Annotated in this window: 19 protein-coding genes; 10 read left to right on the forward strand and 9 right to left on the reverse strand. The window is 51.3% G+C overall.

What is annotated here, in order from left to right:
- Positions 1 to 508 precede the first annotated feature (508 nt).
- Both RIC19_RS03515 and dapF read left to right on the forward strand, forming a co-directional pair.
- On the forward strand, positions 509 to 736 hold the full coding sequence (locus RIC19_RS03515; protein WP_350176894.1) for a hypothetical protein: 228 nt from the start codon (positions 509 to 511) through the stop codon (positions 734 to 736).
- On the forward strand, positions 733 to 1536 hold the full coding sequence (gene dapF / locus RIC19_RS03520) for a diaminopimelate epimerase (RefSeq protein WP_350176896.1): 804 nt from the start codon (positions 733 to 735) through the stop codon (positions 1534 to 1536). The genes RIC19_RS03515 and dapF overlap by 4 nt, the downstream gene beginning before the upstream one ends.
- Before the next feature lie 114 nt (positions 1537 to 1650).
- Here dapF and RIC19_RS03525 read toward each other — a convergent pair whose 3' ends face one another.
- Positions 1651 to 3183: an NADP-dependent isocitrate dehydrogenase gene (locus RIC19_RS03525; protein ID WP_502930821.1), complete on the reverse strand. Its 1533-nt coding sequence runs from the start codon at positions 3181 to 3183 to the stop codon at positions 1651 to 1653.
- A 275-nt stretch (positions 3184 to 3458) separates the two neighbouring features.
- Between RIC19_RS03525 and RIC19_RS03530 the strand changes: the two genes are divergently transcribed.
- A complete protein-coding gene (locus RIC19_RS03530) occupies positions 3459 to 4211 on the forward strand; it encodes a TspO-related membrane protein (RefSeq protein ID WP_350176900.1) in 753 nt (250 codons plus the stop codon).
- 149 nt (positions 4212 to 4360) lie between these two features.
- Here RIC19_RS03530 and RIC19_RS03535 read toward each other — a convergent pair whose 3' ends face one another.
- The gene (locus RIC19_RS03535; protein ID WP_350176902.1) at positions 4361 to 5068 is read right to left on the reverse strand and encodes a TetR/AcrR family transcriptional regulator; all 708 of its coding nucleotides are present in this window, start codon (positions 5066 to 5068) and stop codon (positions 4361 to 4363) included.
- A gap of 734 nt (positions 5069 to 5802) precedes the next feature.
- Here RIC19_RS03535 and RIC19_RS03540 point away from each other — a divergent pair.
- The 4 genes from RIC19_RS03540 (at position 5803) to RIC19_RS03555 (ending at position 9099) form a co-directional block, all read left to right on the forward strand.
- Complete coding sequence (locus RIC19_RS03540; protein WP_350176904.1) at positions 5803 to 6783, forward strand: aspartyl protease family protein; 981 nt, start codon at positions 5803 to 5805, stop codon at positions 6781 to 6783.
- Between the two features lie 5 nt (positions 6784 to 6788).
- Positions 6789 to 7754 carry an early set domain-containing protein gene (locus RIC19_RS03545; RefSeq protein ID WP_350176906.1) on the forward strand — a complete coding sequence of 322 codons (966 nt, stop codon included), beginning with the start codon at positions 6789 to 6791 and terminating at the stop codon, positions 7752 to 7754.
- 82 nt (positions 7755 to 7836) lie between these two features.
- Complete coding sequence (gene msrA / locus RIC19_RS03550; protein ID WP_350176908.1) at positions 7837 to 8538, forward strand: peptide-methionine (S)-S-oxide reductase MsrA; 702 nt, start codon at positions 7837 to 7839, stop codon at positions 8536 to 8538.
- Positions 8539 to 8682: 144 nt separating this feature from the next.
- Entirely contained in the window at positions 8683 to 9099 is a 417-nt protein-coding gene (locus tag RIC19_RS03555; protein ID WP_350176910.1) for a DUF8785 domain-containing protein, read from the forward strand.
- Between the two features lie 2 nt (positions 9100 to 9101).
- Here the strand turns inward: RIC19_RS03555 and RIC19_RS03560 are convergent, their stop codons facing one another.
- The 5 genes from RIC19_RS03560 to RIC19_RS03580 form a co-directional block, all read right to left on the reverse strand.
- Positions 9102 to 10172, reverse strand: coding sequence for a Crp/Fnr family transcriptional regulator (locus tag RIC19_RS03560; RefSeq protein ID WP_350176912.1), 1071 nt, complete (start codon positions 10170 to 10172; stop codon positions 9102 to 9104).
- A 20-nt stretch (positions 10173 to 10192) separates the two neighbouring features.
- Positions 10193 to 10900 carry a hypothetical protein gene (locus tag RIC19_RS03565; protein ID WP_350176914.1) on the reverse strand — a complete coding sequence of 236 codons (708 nt, stop codon included), beginning with the start codon at positions 10898 to 10900 and terminating at the stop codon, positions 10193 to 10195.
- Positions 10897 to 12438, reverse strand: coding sequence for a COG3014 family protein (locus RIC19_RS03570; protein WP_350176915.1), 1542 nt, complete (start codon positions 12436 to 12438; stop codon positions 10897 to 10899). The genes RIC19_RS03565 and RIC19_RS03570 overlap by 4 nt, the downstream gene beginning before the upstream one ends.
- An 87-nt stretch (positions 12439 to 12525) precedes the next feature.
- Positions 12526 to 13107, reverse strand: a complete 582-nt coding sequence (locus RIC19_RS03575) for a penicillin-binding protein activator LpoB (protein WP_350176916.1) — start codon at positions 13105 to 13107, stop codon at positions 12526 to 12528.
- Positions 13108 to 13203: 96 nt separating this feature from the next.
- On the reverse strand, positions 13204 to 13509 hold the full coding sequence (locus tag RIC19_RS03580) for a hypothetical protein (RefSeq protein WP_350176917.1): 306 nt from the start codon (positions 13507 to 13509) through the stop codon (positions 13204 to 13206).
- Between the two features lie 185 nt (positions 13510 to 13694).
- Between RIC19_RS03580 and RIC19_RS03585 the strand changes: the two genes are divergently transcribed.
- The 3 genes from RIC19_RS03585 (at position 13695) to RIC19_RS03595 (ending at position 16528) form a co-directional block, all read left to right on the forward strand.
- Complete coding sequence (locus tag RIC19_RS03585; protein ID WP_350176918.1) at positions 13695 to 14924, forward strand: class I SAM-dependent rRNA methyltransferase; 1230 nt, start codon at positions 13695 to 13697, stop codon at positions 14922 to 14924.
- Positions 14925 to 15005: 81 nt separating this feature from the next.
- Complete coding sequence (locus RIC19_RS03590) at positions 15006 to 15275, forward strand: hypothetical protein (protein ID WP_350176919.1); 270 nt, start codon at positions 15006 to 15008, stop codon at positions 15273 to 15275.
- A 260-nt stretch (positions 15276 to 15535) separates the two neighbouring features.
- Positions 15536 to 16528: a hypothetical protein gene (locus tag RIC19_RS03595; RefSeq protein ID WP_350176920.1), complete on the forward strand. Its 993-nt coding sequence runs from the start codon at positions 15536 to 15538 to the stop codon at positions 16526 to 16528.
- Between the two features lie 73 nt (positions 16529 to 16601).
- On the opposite strand, the gene RIC19_RS03600 is transcribed toward RIC19_RS03595, so the two are convergent.
- Positions 16602 to 19340 carry a CHAT domain-containing protein gene (locus tag RIC19_RS03600; RefSeq protein ID WP_350176972.1) on the reverse strand — a complete coding sequence of 913 codons (2739 nt, stop codon included), beginning with the start codon at positions 19338 to 19340 and terminating at the stop codon, positions 16602 to 16604.
- A 53-nt stretch (positions 19341 to 19393) separates the two neighbouring features.
- Complete coding sequence (locus tag RIC19_RS03605; RefSeq protein ID WP_350176921.1) at positions 19394 to 21370, reverse strand: DUF7849 domain-containing protein; 1977 nt, start codon at positions 21368 to 21370, stop codon at positions 19394 to 19396.
- Positions 21371 to 21473: the final 103 nt, after the last annotated feature.

Here is a 21473-nt window from a genome sequence, read left to right on the forward strand (position 1 = left end):
TGTGCAAAAGCCTGTGGTAGGCCCAGGAAAGTCAACAGCGCGAACGCCAGTGTGCTCAGTAGCTGAGATGGAGAAACGAATGTAAATTTCGTTTTTTCCATAAGATCACGATTTGTTTAGAAAAAAATTAGGTTAAAAAAAAGGTCGTTAAATAGTAAAACCATCAGTATTAATGATGACTTATGTTTTGTAGGTATCTGGTCGTCTTATCAAGAAGCTGAACATAAGAGGAATAAGTGAAAGCGTACTAAATATAAGGTGCAACCTCCATATGCCCTTTACAGCGGGGGTAAAGATAATAATATTTTACATCCAAAAGCAACATTGCGAACATAAAGACGGGAGAATTCGCATTCTGATATTAGGACAGAATCCTAAATATACTGGTTGTCAGTGTGTAGCATAACGGATCGGAAACCTCATGCTGTAAAAAAAGTCCTGACAGCAGATTGAAATATTGAGATCCAGATAATCTATCTCTTATCTTTGTTCTTCAAAAGCAACAAAAATGTCAGAAAAACCCGAAAAAAAAGACCCTTTTGATGGAGAATACATCGGTAATATCTGGGGGTGGCGCATTTCCCTCATCGGTGCAGCCGTCATTGTTTTACTCTCTGCCTTTGCCGCTTACCGGCATCACTCCCTTGGTGTGCCTTTTGGGCTGGAAGATCCCGAGCAGGCCAAAGAACAGCCTGTGATCGATAGCAGTACAACCTCAACGCCTCAGGAACGATGAAGCGCATCCAATTTTCCAAATTCCAGGGTACGGGCAACGACTTCATCATGATCAACCAACTGACCCGGAAGTTTCTGGATGGGAGCGAAACAGCTATAATTCAGCAGCTTTGTGACCGCCGTTTTGGCATTGGGGCTGATGGTCTGATTCTCCTTCAGTCAAAGACAGGGTATGATTTTGAGATGGATTACTTCAATGCAGATGGGCGTCGTGGGTCAATGTGTGGTAATGGCGCAAGATGTACTATTGCCTTCGCCCGAACATTGGGGCTTGACCAAAAAGAGTACTATTTTTATGCCCCGGATGGGCCGCACCGTGGCAGGTTGAGCCCGCATAAAGATGGATGGATCGAAATAGAAATGACAGATGTTGAGCACGTAGAGCAAGGCATAGACTACTTCTTTCTGGATACCGGATCGCCGCACTATGTGCAGTTTGTCGACAACCTGGATGGCCTTGACGTGGAAGCAGAAGGGAAGCGCATACGGTACGGTGACCGGTTTGCCGGGCAAGGTACCAACGTGAATTTCGTTTCCGCAGCCCAGAATCTCCCGCTCAAGGTCAACACTTACGAAAGAGGAGTGGAAGCAGAAACCCTTTCCTGCGGCACAGGCGTCACGGCAGCAGCTATTGCTTATTTAATCCAAAGTGAGCCAGCAACAGCATCCGGGCAGACGGTTACGATACAAACTAAAGGCGGGCAGTTGGATGTCCGCTTAGAGAAGCAGGGCAGCAGATTCCATAATATATGGTTATGTGGCCCTGCAGTGGAGGTTTTTCAGGGACACCTTTATATATAGTCTGCCAACCCCAGATATATGAATACTGACCTGGCAGGCTATAAAAGTAGAGAAGCCAGGCCACAAGTGCCCGGCTTCCGCTTTTGCGACTAGATACGATGAATCTAATCTTCTTTATTCTCCTTGCCCGAGGGAATATGCCCGCGCTCCGTTGATCTCGTAGAGGTTTTCAATCTTGATAAAGTTGAGCCCCTCGACGGTTAGCCGCTGCAGGAGCCCTGTAATCTGCTCATACGTCACAGCTTCTATACGGGGTTTCCCGCCTGCTTCTGTTCCACCATCAGCTGCTGCGATAAACCGGCATCGCCAATGATCGGTGCAGAACGTCTCAGGAAAGCCGTTTGGATAAACCTTGACCCCCCGGTTGGTGATCATCTTGAGCTTAAAATCATCCTTGGCTATCTCTTCCAGCGCTTTGCCCAGTACGTCAGGGTCCCGGTCTCCTACTGCCCAGTCGATGAACACATCCACACCAACCAATTTCTTATTCGCTGGAACGAATGGCTTGATTTTGACTTCGATTGGTTTTTGTGCAGCGGACTGCTCAACTTCTTTCAGGTGCTTGGGCACCCGGCCAAGGCGTTCGATGACAGCCTTAGCGAAGTCTTTCGTGCCCACACGCTGACGAGTGTAAGCCTCGCTGTACAAATCGCCGGTGTGAATACCATCTTCAAGGGTACACAGAAGTGCATTCTGAATCCGCACTGCGATGTCATTCTTGCCGATGTGAGCAAGCATCATACAGGCTGCATGAATCAAACCGGAAGGGTTTGCAATCCCTTTACCTGCAATATCAGGAGCAGAACCGTGGATGGCTTCAAACATAGAAATGGGGTCGCCAATATTCGCAGAGCCACCAAGGCCAACTGAACCCGCCACCTGAGCCGTAATATCAGAAACGATGTCTCCGTAAAGGTTGAGCGTTACGATGACATCAAATTGCTCCGGACGGTCGGCGAGCAGGGCAGAGCCGATATCTATAATATGGTGTTCGTTTTCAATCTCCGGGTACTCTTTGGCTACTTCATTAAACACACTATGGAACAACCCATCGGTATGCTTCATGATGTTGTCCTTGCTCATGCAGGTGACCTTCTTACGGCCGTTGGCACGGGCGTACTCAAAAGCGTAGCGGATTACCCGTTCACAGCCGGGGCGGGAAACCAACTTCAGGCACTGAATAACCTCAGAGGTTTGTTGGTGCTCAATGCCTGCATACAGGTCTTCTTCGTTTTCCCGGACGACGATAAGGTCCATATCCGGGAAATTGCTATCCACGTAGGGGGTGAAAGCCCGGCAGGGCCGAACGTTGGCAAAAAGGCCCAGCGTCTTGCGGATCGTTACATTAAGGCTTTTGTAACCACCGCCCTGTGGTGTTGTGATCGGGCCTTTCAAAAATACCCGGTTGCGGCGAAGGATATCCCAGGCATCAGGAGCAATTCCGGATTGGTGCCCGCTGAGGTACATTTCCTTGCCAATCTTTACTTCTTCGTATTCCAGTCCGGCGCCGGAAGCCTCGAGAATGTCGAGGGTCGCGCGCATGATTTCCGGACCGATGCCATCTCCGTATGCCACAGCAATACGGTTGGACAAAGTGTTAGATTCTGGTTTGGATTCTTGTGACTGAGGGCTCGAAGCATTGCCCATTAAGCTGTTGTCAGCATTCCATTGTTCTTTCATAAAGTGGACAATTGTTATTTTTTTAAAGTTTTACTATCAACAATAAAAGTTAAATTCAGTTCGATGGGTATTTGGAATTTATCTGACTAATCCGATGGGGTATTTACAGGAAGTTCGATACGATTTTTTCAGAAAAAAATGAAAGCATTGCTATCCCTGATGCGCGCCTTCGTTTGCCAACTTCCCCGCCTCCTCAATTGTTTTAAAAAAAAACAAACGATTAACCCTTAAAAAAAACCAAAATGTCAATCATTGCAATCCGATCTTTGAATCTACTGGGTTTTATTTTGGTCATTACCTTAAATGTACTTGCGAATGCATTACCTATAAATGGTATGACCACCGGAGAGCTGTCCGCACTTTACCCCAACCGTTTTGTCCCGGCGGGTTTTACATTCGGTATATGGGGCGTGATCTATCTTGCGCTGCTCGGGTTTATCATTTTCCAATTCTTCCGGAAGGCCCGACCGGTTACGGAGGCGATTGGCGTATGGTTCTTTATTTCCTGCCTGGCCAATGCGAGTTGGATCCTGGCCTGGCATTATCAGCTAACACTGATCGCCCTAGCCCTGATGTTAGTCCTGCTCTTTAGTTTGATAAAAATTTACATCCACGTAAAGCCTTTTGACTTATCAGCCAATTGGGCTGCCAAAGTGCCTTTTCAGCTTTACCTGGGGTGGATTTCTGTTGCTACGATTGCGAACACAACGGCAGTATTGGTGGACTCAGGCTGGCAGGGAGGCCCTTTTTCCGAAACAACCTGGGCGGCGGTAATGGTTGGGGTTGCTACAATTGCCGGATTGTTTTTCGCCACCCGTTTCAGGGATCTCCTATATAATGGTGTATTGCTGTGGGCTTTTTATGGGATCTATGCCCGGCAGGCAGAAGGGGGGATACTCCAAACCACCTTGATCATCGCTTCCGTGTTATTGCTGATTGGCGTGATATACGGACTCGTGAGTAAAAACAAGCATCCTGACACGGTACGGGGCTAATAATGTGTTGGGACTTTGCTTTAGGCTCGAACGTCGCCAAAATTTATTCTACTATAGGCGCGACTATATAGCATATTATTATCTACTCGGCAGAATAACAGGGCGGAATTTGGCAGAAGCAGTCCGAAGTGTAAAACCCCACCAAGCTCTTAACCTTCTTCCGGTTGCCCTGTAACCTCTGATTGAATACACCCGAAAGCAAAAGAATAAAGCATTTCAACGACTCTGTCCAGGTAGTCCGCCTCAAATTTGATATCCGTCAGGCGGGGTAAATGCTCAGCAAAGTAAATGTTGTTGTTCGCAGACTCGAGTAACATACTCCCAAGTGCCCGGGGAAAAGGATAGGATGGCTTTATTTCTTTAATAATATCTGCAATTTTAGCGCAGAGCATTTTATACGCCAGAAAAAAGCCATAGTCGTTTTCCTCGTCTACATTTTTCTTATGGTAAGCCTTTGGGCCTTCCGTGACCACAATGCGGTGAAGCACTTCCGTATCAATAAAATCGACACTTGTACTTTTCCGGGAAGTATCAACTATCGCCCGCAACGCAGACTTCAATTTGTCCTCCGGAGCGGGGATATTCATAGTGAAGAAAGTCACCCGGAAGCGCATCCATTCCCAGTACCAGTTTACCAGATAAATAAAGAGATAGTGCTTATTTTCAAAATAGCGGTAGATGGATGCTTCCGTAGAGTGTATCCGGTCCGCCAGCTTACGGAAGGTAAAATTATCAAAACCCACTTCGTCAATTAAAACAACGGAATATTCAATAATACGGCGCCCCAGAGCAGTCTCCTGAGGGTTCTTAATAAACAGCTTCTCGTTGATGTCCAGATTTACATTCACTTGCAGCATTAACGTTAAATTATTTTCCGGATTTGAAGGACAACTCTTTTTCGAGCCTCTGCCCGCTATTCCGACATCTAAATTAATAAAATAGCTTTACTTCCACATCTAATAGCCTGAAATATTCTATAAACCTCCTAATCTGCGCGGCAGCAAGCCTAAAGTAAAAGCTAAATGCCCGGCAACATCCTATATGGAACGCTCCTCTATCTTACGCAAACTCCAAACCCGACAGCATTATGATGATCAAGGTGTCTTCCGGAGGATAAGGAAAGCTTGAAAAAAATTCACCTTTTCACGAACACAACTAAAAACCATTTGTCTAATAGTAAAGCTACCAACGTTGATATCTATCAGATCGGTTTCAATCTGGTAAGTATTAAAATAAAAAAAGCTCATGGCACTAAAAGCAGACGTTTGGCTCTTTTTACTTAGCCTGATTGCAGTTGTATCTGGTCTGGGCTGTTATTTGTACGGAATGTACAGCAACTGTGCCTTGTTTTTGATCATTAGTATTGGCTACTCAGCCTTTATCATAAAGAACCATCAAGAAAAGCACTTAGGGCATTAAAGTTGTGCTTTCAGTATGCAGTAGTATGGTGCTGCCCGATTAGTCGGGCAGTTTTTTTTTGCCCTTTGCTCTCCTCTACAGCCTTGTCGGGAATTTGCCGGATTTCGTAGAAGTCAGATGCAGCTTATTGAAATCTTGCGCATCTTTTAGGTAGAAATCACCACCACACACTATGTTATCCCGACTGTTCCTACTAGCGATGGCGCTTGCAGCCTTGCCGGCTACAGGAAATGCATCAACCTCTCCTTATCCGGTACTTGGGCAAAGGCATGTAGCCCCTCCTCAATTCCCGAATGCAGAGCAGCTCTCGCCCCTTACGATCAGGATCCCCTTTAAACTGGCCGGCCACCTTATTATTGTACAGGCAGAAGTCGCAGGGCAGTCTGGCAACTTCATCCTTGACACCGGCTCAAGCAAACTGATACTAAATGCGCGCCACTACGAAGGCGGCCAAACCATACAAGGTCTGACCGGTATTGGGATGACCGGGGAAGTGGAAGATCTCCGGGCAGCAACGATACGCGATTTAGCCATTGATGCCCTTCAGTACCCGCGCCTGGAGGCCGACATCATCGACCTCAACCACATTGAGCGTAAAAAAAATATCCGCCTGCTGGGCCTTTTAGGCTATAATGTAGTAGAAAATTTCGAGCTGATGATCGATTTCCAGCTCAAACAGCTCACCCTTACCACCCTCGACAGGAAGGGCAACCGTTTAGACACCCTGGCCTTTTACGAGCAACCGACCGACAGCCTGAGTGTGACGCGGGATCAGCATTTTCTAGTGATCAGCGGTGAAGTAGCGGGGGAGAAACTAAAGCTGGGACTGGATTCCGGAGCGGAGCTCAATCTACTGCACAACCGGGTCAAGAGAGACATACTCGATCACTTTAAGATCAGTCAGCGCACCCACCTTACCGGCATGTCTGGTGAAGAAGAGCTGGAAGTAATTGCCGGCAAGCTCTACCGGTTCCGGTCCGGGCAACAAAGATGCTCAGGCATGCGTACCTTACTGACCAATATGCATACCTTCAACCGGGCCTACCGTACCAGGCTCGACGGGCTCATCGGGTACGAATTTTTGTGTGTCCGCCGCACTCTGATCAACTATAAAAAGAAAAAAATGTACTTCTTTCAATGGTACCAACCCTAACAGGAATGAAAACCGTACGATTATACCTGACGCTCTGTTTATGGAGCATTCTGCAGCTGTGGCTGACAGGGCAAGTGCCTTATCATGCCTACTTTTTTGAAGGCGATGATGTGGTTTTTGAGTTCGATATACAATACTTCCGGGAAGCTACCCGCCACGGTGCCTTTTGGCGAACCGATTTTGAAGATATTGACGTGGAGTCTGTTGCCGTAGCCGGCGACTTCAATAACTGGTCTACAGATGGATGGCGGATGAATAAGGTCGGAGAAGGCCGCTATCAGCTCCGAAAGCGCATTGAGGCCTTCGATGATGACTTCCGGTGGGAATTTAAGTTTGTCGTTAATGGCAAATATTGGGCTGAGCCTTCTGAAGAGATTCGTAACAAAGGTAAAACCACCCATGTGGGTTCTTTTTGGAGACCGGTGTATAATATGGAGCTCTACACTGTCCGCCCGGATTCCTCTGCCAGCGATTGTTTTTTCCTGCCCGGCTACCCCGATGCAGAGGATGTCGTACTGAGTGGCAATTTCAATGCCTGGAATGAATCAGCATTCACCATGCAAAAAGTAGACGGTGGTTGGGAAACCTGCCTGGACCTTGATGCCGGCCGGTATGAGTACAAATTCATCGTCGATGGAACGTGGATGCATGACCCCAATAACCCCAAAACCGTGAAGAACCAATATGCAACCCTGAACTCTGTCTATGAGATCAGGCGGGAGGTTCAGTTTCGACTGTCGGGCTTTGATGAGGCCGCAGAAGTCAGGCTCGCCGGGTCTTTTACGAATTGGGAAGGGGGAGCCCTGCGCATGCACCGCGAGGGCAAATCCTGGGTAGTGAGCCTTCCGCTGACTGGAGGGAAGCACCTTTACAAGTTTATTATTGATGGTGAATGGATCACCGATCCTGCGAACCCAATCAGGGAGTATGACCGATATGGCCACCTCAACTCCGTAAAAATGGTGGAGTAACAGCCGAGTTGTCGCCCCCCCGCTATTGAGCAGGTATTTCGGTTAACAAAACACCCGGATTTCCTGTTACCAAAATAAAAAAATGAAACGCATATTTCTTTTCCTGGCTATGAGCACCCTTGTGTTGAGTTGCGCCAATTCGCAGAAGACCGGTGACAGCATGGCTGAAAAAAGCTCAAAAGTAGATTATCCTGAAGGTGTCGTTCCTGTCAGTGAAATTGATGCGCCTTACCAAGATTTATCCAAAGCGGTATTTGCTGGTGGCTGTTTTTGGTGTGTCGAAGCGGTATTCGAGCGCGTTGAGGGCGTAGAGGAGGCCATCTCGGGGTACGCAGGCGGTACAACACCTGACCCCACTTACAAAAAGGTGGCCTCTGGCATGACAGACTATGCAGAGTCTGTAATTGTCTATTACGACTCTACCGTAGTCAGCTATGAGGAGCTACTCACCGCCTTTTTCTCCGGTCACAACCCCACACAGCTCAACCGGCAGGGTCCCGACGTTGGCCCACAATACCGGTCTGCTATTTTCTATGCCAATACCCATGAAAAAGAGCAGGCGGCAGCCTTCGTAGAAAAGCTCGGTGCATCTGGCAAATACGACAAGCCGATTGTCACCAAACTGAGCCCGCTCGGGACGTTCTACACGGCCGAAGGTTATCATCAGGACTACATCGTGCACAACCCTAATCAGCCCTACGTGGTCGGGGTTTCCATGCCTAAGATCGAGAAGTTCGTCAAAGCCCACCCGGAGCTGCTGAAGAGTCAGTATAGAAAGCCGTAGGTAAAGCACCTCTCAGAAAAGACGCCTGGACACCCAACCGTTGGTTTCCAGGCGTTTTTTTTAATCCTTAGTGCATGTTTGGAGCAAACGATAGTTGATAATACCGCCAACTTTCTGCAATATTGTACTCAAAGCAAAACGACTATGAGCGAATTCAAGCAAGTCATCAAAGAAGGGGCAGGCACCGTGGGCAACTGGATCAAGCGTTTCTTCCTCATCATCCTCACCCTGGCTATCATCGGGGGAGCAGGCTACCTGTGGGTCTGCAACTGGACCTACAGTACCGGCACCCGTGCCGGCACACTGATTAAAATCTCTCACAAGGGCGTGGTTTTAAAAACGTACGAAGGGCAGCTTAACCTCGGCGGTTTCCAACAGAATGCAGCAGATGGGGTTTCCGGCAATGTCTGGGAATTCTCTGTCTGGGAAGATGAAGTCTATCGGGAACTGCAAAATTATGAGGGTAAACAAATCAAGCTCCACTACCGCGAAAAGTATAAAGCGATGCCCTGGCAGGGCGACACCAATTACTTCATCTATAAGGTGGAAGAAGTCAAATAGGCTTACTTCAGCAATTTACTGGTCACCACTACCCGCTGGGCCAGCACTTTCGCAAGGTTGCGCCAAATCACCGTACGGTCCGATTCTTTGACCAAAAGGTCAATAGCCTTCTCCTGAAAGAGGACTACCTCTGTCTCCGGACTCGCGGAGACAATCTTAGCCGTACGTTTGGTATTGAGAATGTAGGCAATCTCGCCAAACAGGTCCCCTTCGCCCAGCATCACCACCGTTTGGCCGCCGATTTCCACCCGCAGTAGCCCTTTGCGCACGTAACCGATAGACTTCCCGGTGTCATTCTCAGCAAACAGCACCTCGTCTTGCCGGCAGGTAATGATCATGGCATCTTTCAGAAAAGCCGCTTTCCCGTCCTCGCTCAGCCCTTCCGTAATAGCATGGTGCCCCTGAAAGTCCTGATCGTCTTCCGGATAAAAGGCTGTACCGGTCTGCAATTCTTTATGCTCACGAACCACCTGATAGTACCAATCGCAAATATCCTGATAACGGTCAAAGGAAACCCCGCGCAGCATAGGCAGCATGGGCGAGTGAATCACGGAAAGGTATTCCATATCCGGCAGCCCAATCATAGGGATTTGGTAATCGCCCCCCTCCCCCATTTGCAGGGGCCCGATGGGGCGCATCCCCAATCGTTTGTAGATAGAGTAATGCCCCGGGTCACAGTGCATCAGCAGCGCCAGCCCATCTGCCTTTAACACTTCCACAAAGCAGTGGCTTAATAATACTGGTACCGCTGGCGTATTGAGATAAGTACTATCGAAGGACAGGTGCGTAATTACTGCAAGCCGGGGCATATACCCGGCCTCCACGTAGCCGAAGGCATCCGCTGTTGCTGCGGCGCGGTCTTCAGCATCACTCAGTACCAGGCAGGCAATGATTTCCCCACGGCGGGTATCCTGGCAGGCCACCCACTGCCCGGACACGGGAAGCTTGCGGTTACCATCGTAATTCAACAGTTGCTCGCAAGCTTCCCGGTCTTGGGCCTCTGTGACAAAAAATGCCCGGTATTTACCGATCCACAGATCCCATTGCAGTGATATATTCTGGAGTAGCCCCATGGGGCTGAAGATAAGAAGTTTTAGAACTTCAGCCCTACGCTAAACTGTAGAAAGTGCCCATCGGCATTCAGCGTCCCCAGTGTATTCTCCTGATAGCGGTAGCCGAAGGAGGCCACATAAGCCATATTGGAATTGACAGAGCGCTGAATCCCCCCGCCGAGCCCAAAGAGAATACCCCCATCCGTAGCTTCATCCAAAAAGCCAAGACCGTAGCCCAGGTCACCGTAGAAAAACGGTGCCCACTCAGTTAAGCTCGGGTAGTAGCGTACGTCAGCGTAGAGGGGCACAAGCTCGTAATTGCCGTACCATTCCACGCCTACGCCCACGCCCAGGCTGATGTTCCGGTTGAGATGATACCCATTCACCGTATGTATGGCAAAGTAATCCTCGTCGTTGTCCATAGAGCGTTCATCCCCTATTGTTCCTATACCAAAGCCGTACCCCAGGGTAGTAATATTGGTAAAGCCTTCGCCATCGTGGACGATGATTTTATTTTTGAGGTTGTCATGTGGGACTTCCTCCCGGACGATACGGCGCACCTCATCCGGAGAAAAGGTATACACATCACTTTCGGTGGTCATAATCTGCACGCCATCCGCGTCCATTGGCTTGATGATTGAGCCCTTGATCACCTGCCCGTTTTTAAGGTAAATGACATCCATTTTGTCTTGCCCGAAAGCAACGGTGGCCATCAGGGCCATAATGCAAGTCAGTAGTATCGTTCTCATGGCTGTATAGTTTTTTGATTTTGTGATGTAGCCGGCTGAACCACACGGCTATCGGGTGTAATGACATGCCTGACCACCAGTCCGCCATCACCATTGATGCGCAGGCGGTGCTCGTCCAGGCGTTGATTGTATTGATTATAAAAGGTAACCCGGATTTCATTAAAGCCCCGCTTCAGCGGCACACGCTGATAGTAGATTTCCGCAGGCAGGGTCTGCCAGGACCGGATATCAGCCCGCTCGGTAGCGGCATTGACGAGGCTCATAGTCGTACCCAGAATGAGGCCCAGGGTTTCATCGTATTCTTCTTCCTTAGCTTCCTCTTTTTTGGCTTGCTTCTTTTCTTCCTCACTACCCTCCCCCTCTTCGTCGTCGTCTTTTTTCTTGGTTTTAATAGAACGCAGCCCGGCCTCTACCGCTTCTTTGGCCGCCAGCCGGATAAGGGCGGTCGCCAGCTCCCGCCCAAAGCGGTCGCGAAGGGACTGCTCGGCTACCACATTGAGGTCTTCGAGCATTTCCATACGTTGCAATCCTCCCGGGTATTTAATGTCGGCCCGGTGCAAAGGATACTGGCGCGGGCGGAAGGCAGGCAAAGCCAGACGGATGTTGTTGATGCCTTCAAAGCCGTTGTACTCGTTGTAGACGTCTTGTCCAAAATCGTACTCCATGCCCATGCGGTTATTGACAAAACGCACTTGGGAGCGGTCGCCCCGGCGCACGACATCAAAGCCAATGATATTTTCTTCCTTGATAGGCCCTTGTCCGTTTTCCCAAAACAAGACAAGACTACCGCCTTCGCCTGCATCTTCTTTACAACGCGGATTGAACAGGCGACGGTAGCGGGAGGCTTCGTTTGCAAAGCCGAGACGGTCAGCCATGCCTACCAGGTCGCACTTGAGCTGTTCAGGCATACGGACCCCCATGTAAGGCTGCTCCTTGTCCTCCTCCAGGAACAACTCTGCCGCATTGCGGAAGGCGATAAAAGCGTTATTCCACTCCCCATTCATTTCGTAGCTTAGCCCCATCGTAATGTGACCCAGCACATCGTCGTGGTATTTCAAGGGTTTATCCGGCACTGCATCGTTCAACTCCTGCAGGCGGATGTTTGTCCGCCGGGCTTCTACCCGTGCAGCAGATACGTCATTCAGCTGTAGATAGTTAAGGCTCTTGAGGTAGTGCACCGCGATATTCTCAAAATACTCGGTCCGGTAAGGCAGCACCCTTTGATTGCTCATCACGGCCAGACCCTGAGCGCCCAGTGAAGCACTGCGGTCTTCAATCAGGTAGTCCGCTTTATTAAGGTATTCGTTGCTCTTTTCCAGATCACCCTGCATACGGGCCAGGGCGCCCAGCTCCAGGTAACGCAGCACCTCGTTGCGGTCTTTCTTATAGAATCGCTTGTTTTCGATTAGGCGGGTTGCCTCTTCGAAGTTCCCGGTCTCGATGCGGTCGTTGTACAGCACCCGGTAGCGCTCAAAGGAAGCGCAAGAGGTCAGCCCACCGGCCAAAGCCAATAATGACAGTAGGTAAAGGTATTTCATGGGTGTCGGGTTGGGGCGAGAAAAGCAGGGAAACAGGGCACTCCTCCGGAAGAGGAGCGCCCCAATTAACAGATTTCAGTCCTTCTGTTAATTTTTCACAAACTTCTTGATCTTCTTATCGCCGATCCAGACGACCTCGTTGGTCTCCATATTGGTAAGGATCATATCAATTTGGTAGTAGATGACCTTCTTGCGCTTGTAAGCATCCATAATAGAATTGATGGAGCCTTGCATCATGTAGTCAGCACCAACTTCCAGCCCCCAGCTTTTCATGGTAGACTGGGAGGCGTTATTTTGCTGATCGGCCCGCTCACGGCGGATTTGCTCGCGCTTGGTACCGCCCTGCACCAGGCGTACCCGGCCACTTTTCACGAAGGCTTTTTCAAGCTCCTTGGTAAAGACCTCCGCTTCGATATGTTCATGGGATTTGTTCTCTACCATACCGACGATAACCACCGGCTCTTCGCCACCGTTGTTGCGTTTGTGGCGCTCCAGCCAGGGCTGCCCCATAATTTCGGAGACCAGCTCGGCGGCTGTCAGGCGGGCATCAGTATCATTCCAGCGGCCGCTAAGGTCTACTGTCGTATCGGTTTCGATACGCTGTACTTTACGGTTGCAGGAAGTCCCAATGAGGATGGCTAGGAACAAAAGAGGGAGGAAGGGTTTCATGTAGATTGTGTTTTGGTGTGGGGTGTATGCCAGATTGTTCGAAGGATCTGGCATACACCTGTTTCGTTTTGTTAATTTCAGAAGGTTTACCGGAATTTACCAGCGGTTCCAGCCCCAGGGGCGGCGGGGCACAATCACCTGTGGGCGGCGCGCCCGTTCGAGGCGGAGCTGCCGGCGGAAGTCGCGGCGTTCCTGGCGGCGTGCTTCTTTTATCAGGATAGGGTCGTAGGCTTCGTAGGTCTGATCCATCGTCACACCCATAGTGTTGGCGTGGTCAGTGGGGTTTTCTGTTTGGTATGCTTCGTGAGCCAACTGTGCCCGCGGGTTCTGGTCAGCAGATTGTGCAGACAAGCTAAGTCCGAAGGACAGGGCGAGGGTTAATGCGAGCAGTTGCTTTTTCATGGTTTTTCTTTTTTGATTACACTTCAAATATAAGGGCTTTACGCATACCGTGCTGATCTTTAACGGAGGGTTAACGGAAAGCCATGCAATTTAATACCCTACTAACAGAAAGCCTGGCCCAGGTCTTAAAATTGTTAAGAAATCAGCGTTGCCCAAAAGCAGCTGCCAGTTTTTACCTTTGTAGCATGGAAACATTCGCCAACCTACCTGCTCCTCCTGGCAAGCGCCTGGCTATCCACGTGAAGCCCGCTGCCGAGCGTGCCCTCCGCCGGGAGCACCCCTGGATCTTCGAAGAGGCTATCGCTAAGCAAAATGCTACGGGGGAAGCCGGCAGCCTGGCGATCATCTTCGACCGCAAGAAGGACAAATTCCTCGCGGCAGGGTTTTATGACCCCCACTCCCCTATCCGGATCAAGGCACTGCAGTTTGGAAAACCTGCCAAAATTGAGGCCTCTTGGTTTGCCGGCAAAATTGCACAAGCCTTCGAAAAGCGCAAGCCCCTGCTTGCTACCGACACCAACAGCTACCGCTTACTCTACGGGGAGAATGACGGACTGCCGGGCTTCGTTGCCGATGTATATGATCAGGTGCTGGTGATCAAGCTGTACTCCTTTATATGGCTACCCTATCTGAAGTGGGTACTCCCACCCCTGCTGCAGCTGAGCCGATGCGCCACGGTAGTCCTGCGCCTGAGCCGCAATCTTCAAGCCTTACCAGAGCTTTGCCACGGGCTGTCCGACGGGCAGGTCATCGTGGGGACACTGCCACAGGAGGAAGTGATTTTTCGGGAGCACGGGCTAAGGTTCTCTGCTAATGTGGTAAAAGGCCATAAAACAGGCTACTTCCTAGACCATCGGCACAACCGCAAGCGCGTCGGGGAACTGGCACAAGGGAAAACCGTGCTGGATGTCTTTGCTTACGCCGGCGGCTTTTCGGTGCACGCTTTGGCAGGTGGCGCTTTATCCGTTACCAGCCTTGACATTAGCGCACAAGCCCTGGAGATGGCCGCTAAAAACGTGGCCCTCAACCAACTTGAGGGGCGCCACCGGGTACTGGCCGGTGATGCTTTTGAACAAATGACCCAACTGAAAAAGGCAGGTGCTCAATTTGACCTCATCATTGTAGACCCGCCTTCCTTTGCCAAGCAGCGCAGTGAGCGAAGCCGCGCTCTTGAGGCCTATCAGCAACTCGCTCAGTTAGCCGCCGATATCCTTGCGCCCAAAGGCTTGTTGTTGCTTGCCTCCTGCTCCAGTCGGGTCACCGCGCCTGATTTTTTTGAGGCGGTTCTGCGAGTACTCGACGGGCACCCCCGGCATTTCCGCGAAAGCGACCGTACCTACCACGATATCGACCACCCTATCGGTTTTCCGGAAGGGGCCTACCTCAAAGCCATTTATATAGATGCCCTGAATTAATCTGAACATGCCACTGCCTGTCAGAGTTGAATAGAAAAGTTAATGCAACATTTCGACAACCTGGTTGAAGCCACTCAAACCTTGAAAAAGAAAGGATACATCCACGACTTCAGCCTGAAGCACGACCAGATTTACTGTAAAGACCTCGACAAAGGCTTTACTGCTAACGACTTTAAGGTCGAACAGGTTTTCCACTTCGAAGGCGCAGATAGCAGCCCAAATACCCGGTCTACACTCTTCCTGATCTCCACCAAGAGCAACGATAACGGCACCCTCATCGAAGAAGATGGGATGTATGGCACGGGTAACCTTGCTCCCGAATTGCTGGAAAAATTTAAGCAGCACAAATAGGGTTCTCAAAGACAAGGTGGTGTATTTTTGGGTGCGGCTTAGCTTTAGAGCGTCTTGGGACTTTAACAATCGGTCTGTAAACTGTAATTTTCAGCTTATACTTCGTCCCGGAAACCCTTCCCGCTTTTTGAATTCAAAAATCGGGAGAGGTCTCCGGTTTTCGAGTCTCGTCTGACCAAAAATTGCTGGTTTCCGACTAGAAGAACAAAGGTTCAACATGCTCTACCACGCCGTAGTATCACCTTTCAAATTGAATACCTATGAAAAACCAATTACAGATCTTCTTATTTGGCGGGCTGCTCGCCTTCCTACTTACCAACTGTCAATCGGGAGCCTCCGGCAACCCGGGAACGGACACGCAGGACACTACCGCTACCTCAACCCCAACTGATCCGCGGCTCGACTACACCATTCTGCCAGGTGAGCGCGTAGGGCTTGTCGATTTGAAACAGGCTACCGAAGCAGATGTGCTGCAAGCCTACGGTGACCTGGCACAAAAAGACAGTGTCTATCTGGGTGAAGGCATCTTTGAGCAAGGTGTGGTGCTTTTCAAAAACACGCCTGAAAACCGGGTTTACCTTTACTGGGACCCTTTTATGGGCACCGACCGCCCTTCTTTTGTCAGCATCTACGGTGAAAACCGGCAGACCGACTGGAAGACCGATGATGGCATATCCATCGGTACGTCAATGGAAGAAGTGCAACGCCTGAACGGTAAACCCTTTGACATTTATGGCTTTGGGTGGGATTATGGCGGCTACGTCAACAACTGGAACGGCGGCCAGCTGGAAGGCAAAGGATTCAGCATCCGGTTTGAGCCCGATGCTGACGCAACAACCTCAACTGAGCTCTTTGGCGAAGTGAATATCAGCAGCGATGCCCCTGCTGTGCGTAATGCCAAGCCATTCATTAGTGAGTTATCGCTCAGTGCTCCCAATCCGGACCCCATGGCGATGATGCAGGGTGGCTGGCGCTCAACAACCGATGAAGGCTACGAAATCATCATCGAAGGCGATCAGATGCGCCACTACAACAATCAGCGCCTGACCTACACGGTCAGCATCGAAGCGGACCCCGGCTGCCAGTCTGAAGCCTGCGCCGTCACTGGCACAACTCCCAATGGTTTTTGCTTTATCGAAAAAGACGAGTATGACGCACAGTGCAATGTGCTCATCACAGCGAATGCCACCACTCTAGAGTACACTGCTCTTGGTGCTGCCGGGGGCGCGCTTGTTTTTGAGCGGGTGGATTAGGAGCTTCGGGATTTTACACTTCGGACTGCTCTTACCAAATCTCGCCCTGCTCTAAGTCCACAGAAGCCCTCATCTACCTATGGGTTGATGAGGGCTTTTGCTTTAGCCAGAAAATAAGAAACAGCAAAGTTAAGAGACCCAGTCCGCCCCATACTCCGTACCGGTAGGCTAACCGTTTTTCGGGTGGATACTGCAAAGCTCCTGCTTCCCCAACATATACCATCCCTGCCCAATAGTAAGGCGACTTCCGGAAAGCAGGTACCTGCCCATCGGCCAAATAAGCCCGTTTCGCCTGCGCGAGTGCCAGCCCTTTATTCCTACCCTCCTCCAAATACCCGTACATTTGGCTCAGCAGATGCCCGGTAGCCGATTCATTGATCGCCCAAAGGCTCGCCACCAATCCGCGGCTGCCTGCATAGGTAAAAGCACGGGACAAACTCATAACGCCCTCGCCTTCTTCAAAGGTACCAAGGCCCGTCTCACAAGCGCTAAGCACGACCAGCTCTGCATTCAAAGGCAAGGCATAAATGTCTGGCAGGTAAGCCGCCCGGTCGTAGCACTCTATGCGCGGGAGGCTGTCTGCTGCGGTACCATGTGTAGACAGGTGCAGGATACGGTATTGCCCTGCATACTGTTGTAGCTGAGCCCAATCGGCATTAGGCCCTGTGTAAGTGGTTTTCTTCCAGGAGGCCGGAATTTCCGTACCGCTGCTGAGCAGGGGCGGCAGCCCCCGCTCGCCCGCTGCAAACCGGGGGGAGAAGTGTAGCAAGCCTTCAGGGGCGCGGACGTGCAACTGCTGTTGTTGTTCCAGCACCCGCAAAGAAAAAGCATAATGGAGATCCGTCTGCTGTACCAGAAAGGGCGCTGTAGACCAGCGGCTATCGCCCGGTTGTGTATACAAAGCCTCAAAGGGCAAGGCAGACAGCCAGGCATCAGGCACAATCAGCAACCGCCCTGGGACCTTTTCCAAGATGGTTCCCAGGAGCGACTCGTACAATGCAAACGCAAGCTCCGGATAGGCTCCAGAGTTTTCCAGCGCCTGCCGCGACTGCACCAATTGCTGAAACGCCACCACTTTATTTTGCAAATGGCTTGCGTCAGGCAATTGTACCCAAACGGCTTCCTGCCCCGGCATCTGCGCGAAGATCTCCACTGTGCGGTCCCCGACAAAGTACTCCACCACCACAGCGGAATGCTTCGCTGCGGCTTCAACTGCACCTGATCGATATGCCAATGTGCGGGCCCAACTCCCATTCTGTCCCGATTCGGCAAAGGCCGCCTGTAGTTTTTCCTGTAAATCATCGCGCTCCTTCAGCCAGGCCAGGTGGTTATCGTGCTGCGGGTGGAGCAGCAGCTGCCGTTCAAAATAAGCCAGCTGCTGCCGGAGGGCCTGTCCGGAGGGGCTTGTGCGGTGGTTGCGGCGTACCGCATCCAGCAGTACGGCAGCTTTCACCTGACCGGAAAACGCCCAGGCGGTATGCAGGTATTGCTCATCGCCAGTCCGCTCATACAATTCCCGCGCAACCTCAATCGCCCGGCCGACCCGGGAACGGCTCTGCGACAACAGCGTGATTTTGGAAGACTCATACTGCAGCCATTGCCGTAGCTGCCATTCTGCCCGACTGGCCAGTTGATGCGATTGCAGTGCCGCCTCAAGGAGGTTAAGGTCCCGACTTTTCCTGTACTGCCTCCACCAGGCATTTGCTTTGCCTGCCAAGGCTTCATAAATCGTATTTTCGCCGTACAGCTGTGCGGTATCCGGTAGTGCGAAGGCATCCGCTTCCGGCAGATTAGGGAACAAACTGCAGAGGGCAGCATGGTAAGCCTCCAGAGCTTGCCCGGGCTGCTGCGCCCTCAGCCACGCCTCCCCTATCGCTACTTCTACTTTAGCGATGGTACGATGGTAGCGGGTTGACCGGGCTTCCAGGGCATAGCTCCGGGCTTTTTCCAGAATAGGCAGAGCGGTCAGCCCGGCTTCTGATGTACTCATGAGCTGCCCTTTTAAAAGGTAAGCACCGGAAAGGTAATCCTGCAGCCCTTCGGGTGGATGGCCCGACTGCTGCAATGGCTCCAGCATTGACAATGCCTTTTCGGCGAAAACCATGGCTTGTTCCTGTTGCTCTAACGCACGGTAGCTGCGACCCGCAGAAAGATAGAGCAACCCGGCTTGTTCAGGGGGTAGCCCTTCCAGTGCCAGGCCTTTTTCATAAGCCGCAATAGCTCCGCCCTGTAATCCTGCATTCCAGTAGGTTAGCCCGATGTTGTTGTACAGCCCGGCCAGGGTGCCGGCGTCTGCCTCATTGGAAAATGCAGCAATTGCCTCTTCGTAGAGGGTGCGGGCTTTCTCGTTATCCCCCAGTCGGGTGTAATGGGCACCAAGTGGCAGGTAGAGGTAGTCCAGGGCTTCAAATCCTTCAAAACGGTGGGCTTCGTAAAGCCCCAGGGCACGCTCGTAGGCACGGACCGCACCGGTAACCCGCCCCAGTTGAAACCGGTGGAAGCCGCGGTTGACTTCCACCCAAAGCAGGGCTTCCATTTCGGTGGGTATTTTGGGCTTTCGCCAAATTTGCTGCACGGCGGTATCCAGCAATGCCAGCGCAATCTCCGGTTCATCAAAATGGGCGGCCTGCCAGTCCCAGTAAGTATAAAGGAAGCCCTCCAGATCGTCAGTATTGCGTTGGTGGGAAGCGATCCGGTTGTAGTAAAAAGTAAGGCTGTCGGGTTGGAGTGGTTCGGAAAAAAACCAGGTACGGTCCTGCCAGTACGAAAGGCTGTCTTGTGCTGCCACGCCCGCACTGAGCAAAAGTAACATTCCTAACACGCAGCCCCTTTTCACCATTGCCCTTTTTCCCTAAAGCTAAGTGTTTAAAACCGCCAATGCAAAAAGGCGAGCCCGTAGGCCGGTCGCCCATCAAAGGGGAGCACGCCCCGCAACCCCAGTGCCGGCCCCTTGCGGACTTTTCCAATCTGCAATTCTGCAAACCAGCTGCCGCTGTAGTTGAAGGAAGAAAGGTCGAACGATTGCATGACCGGATCGAAAGTTTGAGAGAAGTCCTGTATGAATTGCCCGTCCGGATCGTACACTTGCACCGTTCGTTGCTCTTGCCGGTTGGTGATTTGCTCCCGGTAGGTGATTTCCAGCAACAGCCCGGTACCTCCAGCCAGCCAGTCCGAGAAATTGTAGCGCAACTGAAGCGGGACGACCCCGAATCGCTGCTCCCGTTGTGTCCGGTCCAGGGTTCGGGAAGTAATGGTGTCTACGGTGGCAACGAAAGGCAGCCCTAACAGGTCAGTTTGGGTCCGGATCGTATCCCGGCTGGACTCCGTAGTTTCGAACTCCGTAGGCAAACCTGCCCAAACCTCCCCCTGCCAAAACAGGCGATAGGGGCTAAAAGGAGCAATACTCAACCCAACCGACCAGGTATTGCCGTTGCCCAGGCCCAGTATTCTGCCAGCCATCACACCTGGCGACCAACCGGGCCGAAAGCGGGTGGCCGCGCTACCCGTCTTAATGGGTGGGTTTTGATCAAAAACAATGGCCGCCCGGGCACTGAAGGGGCGCTTCTCCACCTGCTTCCCCGGAGATAACCGATACTTGATGTAACCCTTTGTCGAGTCCCGCTTCCCCACACCTTCCTGCCGGGTGCCCGGCAAATAGATGTCCCGGAACGTAAAAACCAGCTGCCCGTCCTGAAAGGTGGTATCCAGGCAACTCCAGGATGCCGAAGGCTCCGGGCAATTCGGGACTGCCGGTTGGGTCTCAATAACCCGTAAGCTTTTAGAGTCGTAGCCGGGAGGAAGATCGGTTTTGATTTCCACCCGGCTGGCGGGGCCTTCGCCGGTATTTTGGAAATGCACCTTGTAAGTCAGATCATTTTGCCGCATCCGGCGGAAACCCATCCGCTTTTGGGAAACGGCGATGTAGTTGGGGTCATGGGAGGCGACAATTTCCAACTCCAATGGGTACACCTCATCGACCCGCCCATCGTCAGTGGTGAGGCGGGCCTGCAGGGTGATAATGGCGTTGGTGTCTGCCAGCATAGCCTCAGTGACCTGCAGGGAAACGAAGAAATTACGAGTCTCCCCCGGCGCCAGCTCGTCAAAAGTCCAGTGGCGCTGTTCCCGGAAGTGTTCCGCAGCGTCTGCCAGATTGGAGCTTAAAGCAGGCAGTAGTAAGCTGTACCAGTCTGATGGAGGGGTCTCTCCGGCCCATGCTTCAGCCGGAAGGGAAAGTTCATTTTTCGAAAGCAAGGGGCCTAAAGGCTGCTCTCCAAAGTGGGTGCGGGCTTCTCCCCATTCAAAGTGAGTTTGGGGGTAAACCCTTTGATTGAAGGCCAGTTGTAGCTGACCGGATTGAAGAACCGGGCTTTGATTGGCGTAAGACACCACCAGTATAAGCTCCTCTCCGGGGCTCGGATTGCGCACGGCTTTCATCCCCAACCAATCGGATTCCCGTTCCAGGACATTGATAGAGGGGGCGGTTGATGCCATTTGCTCGTTTTTTGGCTTTGTATCAGGTTTGGTACGCCGTTTACGCGACCGCGGTGCCTTCCCGTTATCGTATTTGCCGGTAGCCAGCAGGAGGACTTCCTTCTCGGTGGTATCCTGATAGAAATGGACAGGGGCCTCTTCGAAGCTGAACTGACCGTCCCCGAATTCCCAATAGTAGTCATAGAAAGCGGGGGGTGCCCCTGCTATTTGTTGCAAAGGGGGCAACTGAGGCTGAACTTCCAGCCTGTTTCCGCTCATCCGGATTAGAAAATCAGCCTGTCGGGCCTCATTCTGTGCAAGTAGATGACAACCCCATAACATAGAAATAAGCAAAATCGGTAAGCATCGCATGGTGAAAGGTTTTTCAGTCTGAAGCTAAAGAGGCGCTTTGCCAGTATAGTCTAAAGATAAGCGTTTACACGCAAAAAGCCCCCGGGCTGATTACCCGGGAGCG

Source organism: Phaeodactylibacter sp. (assembly GCF_040219495.1).
Classification (GTDB): Bacteria; Bacteroidota; Bacteroidia; order Chitinophagales; family Saprospiraceae; genus Phaeodactylibacter.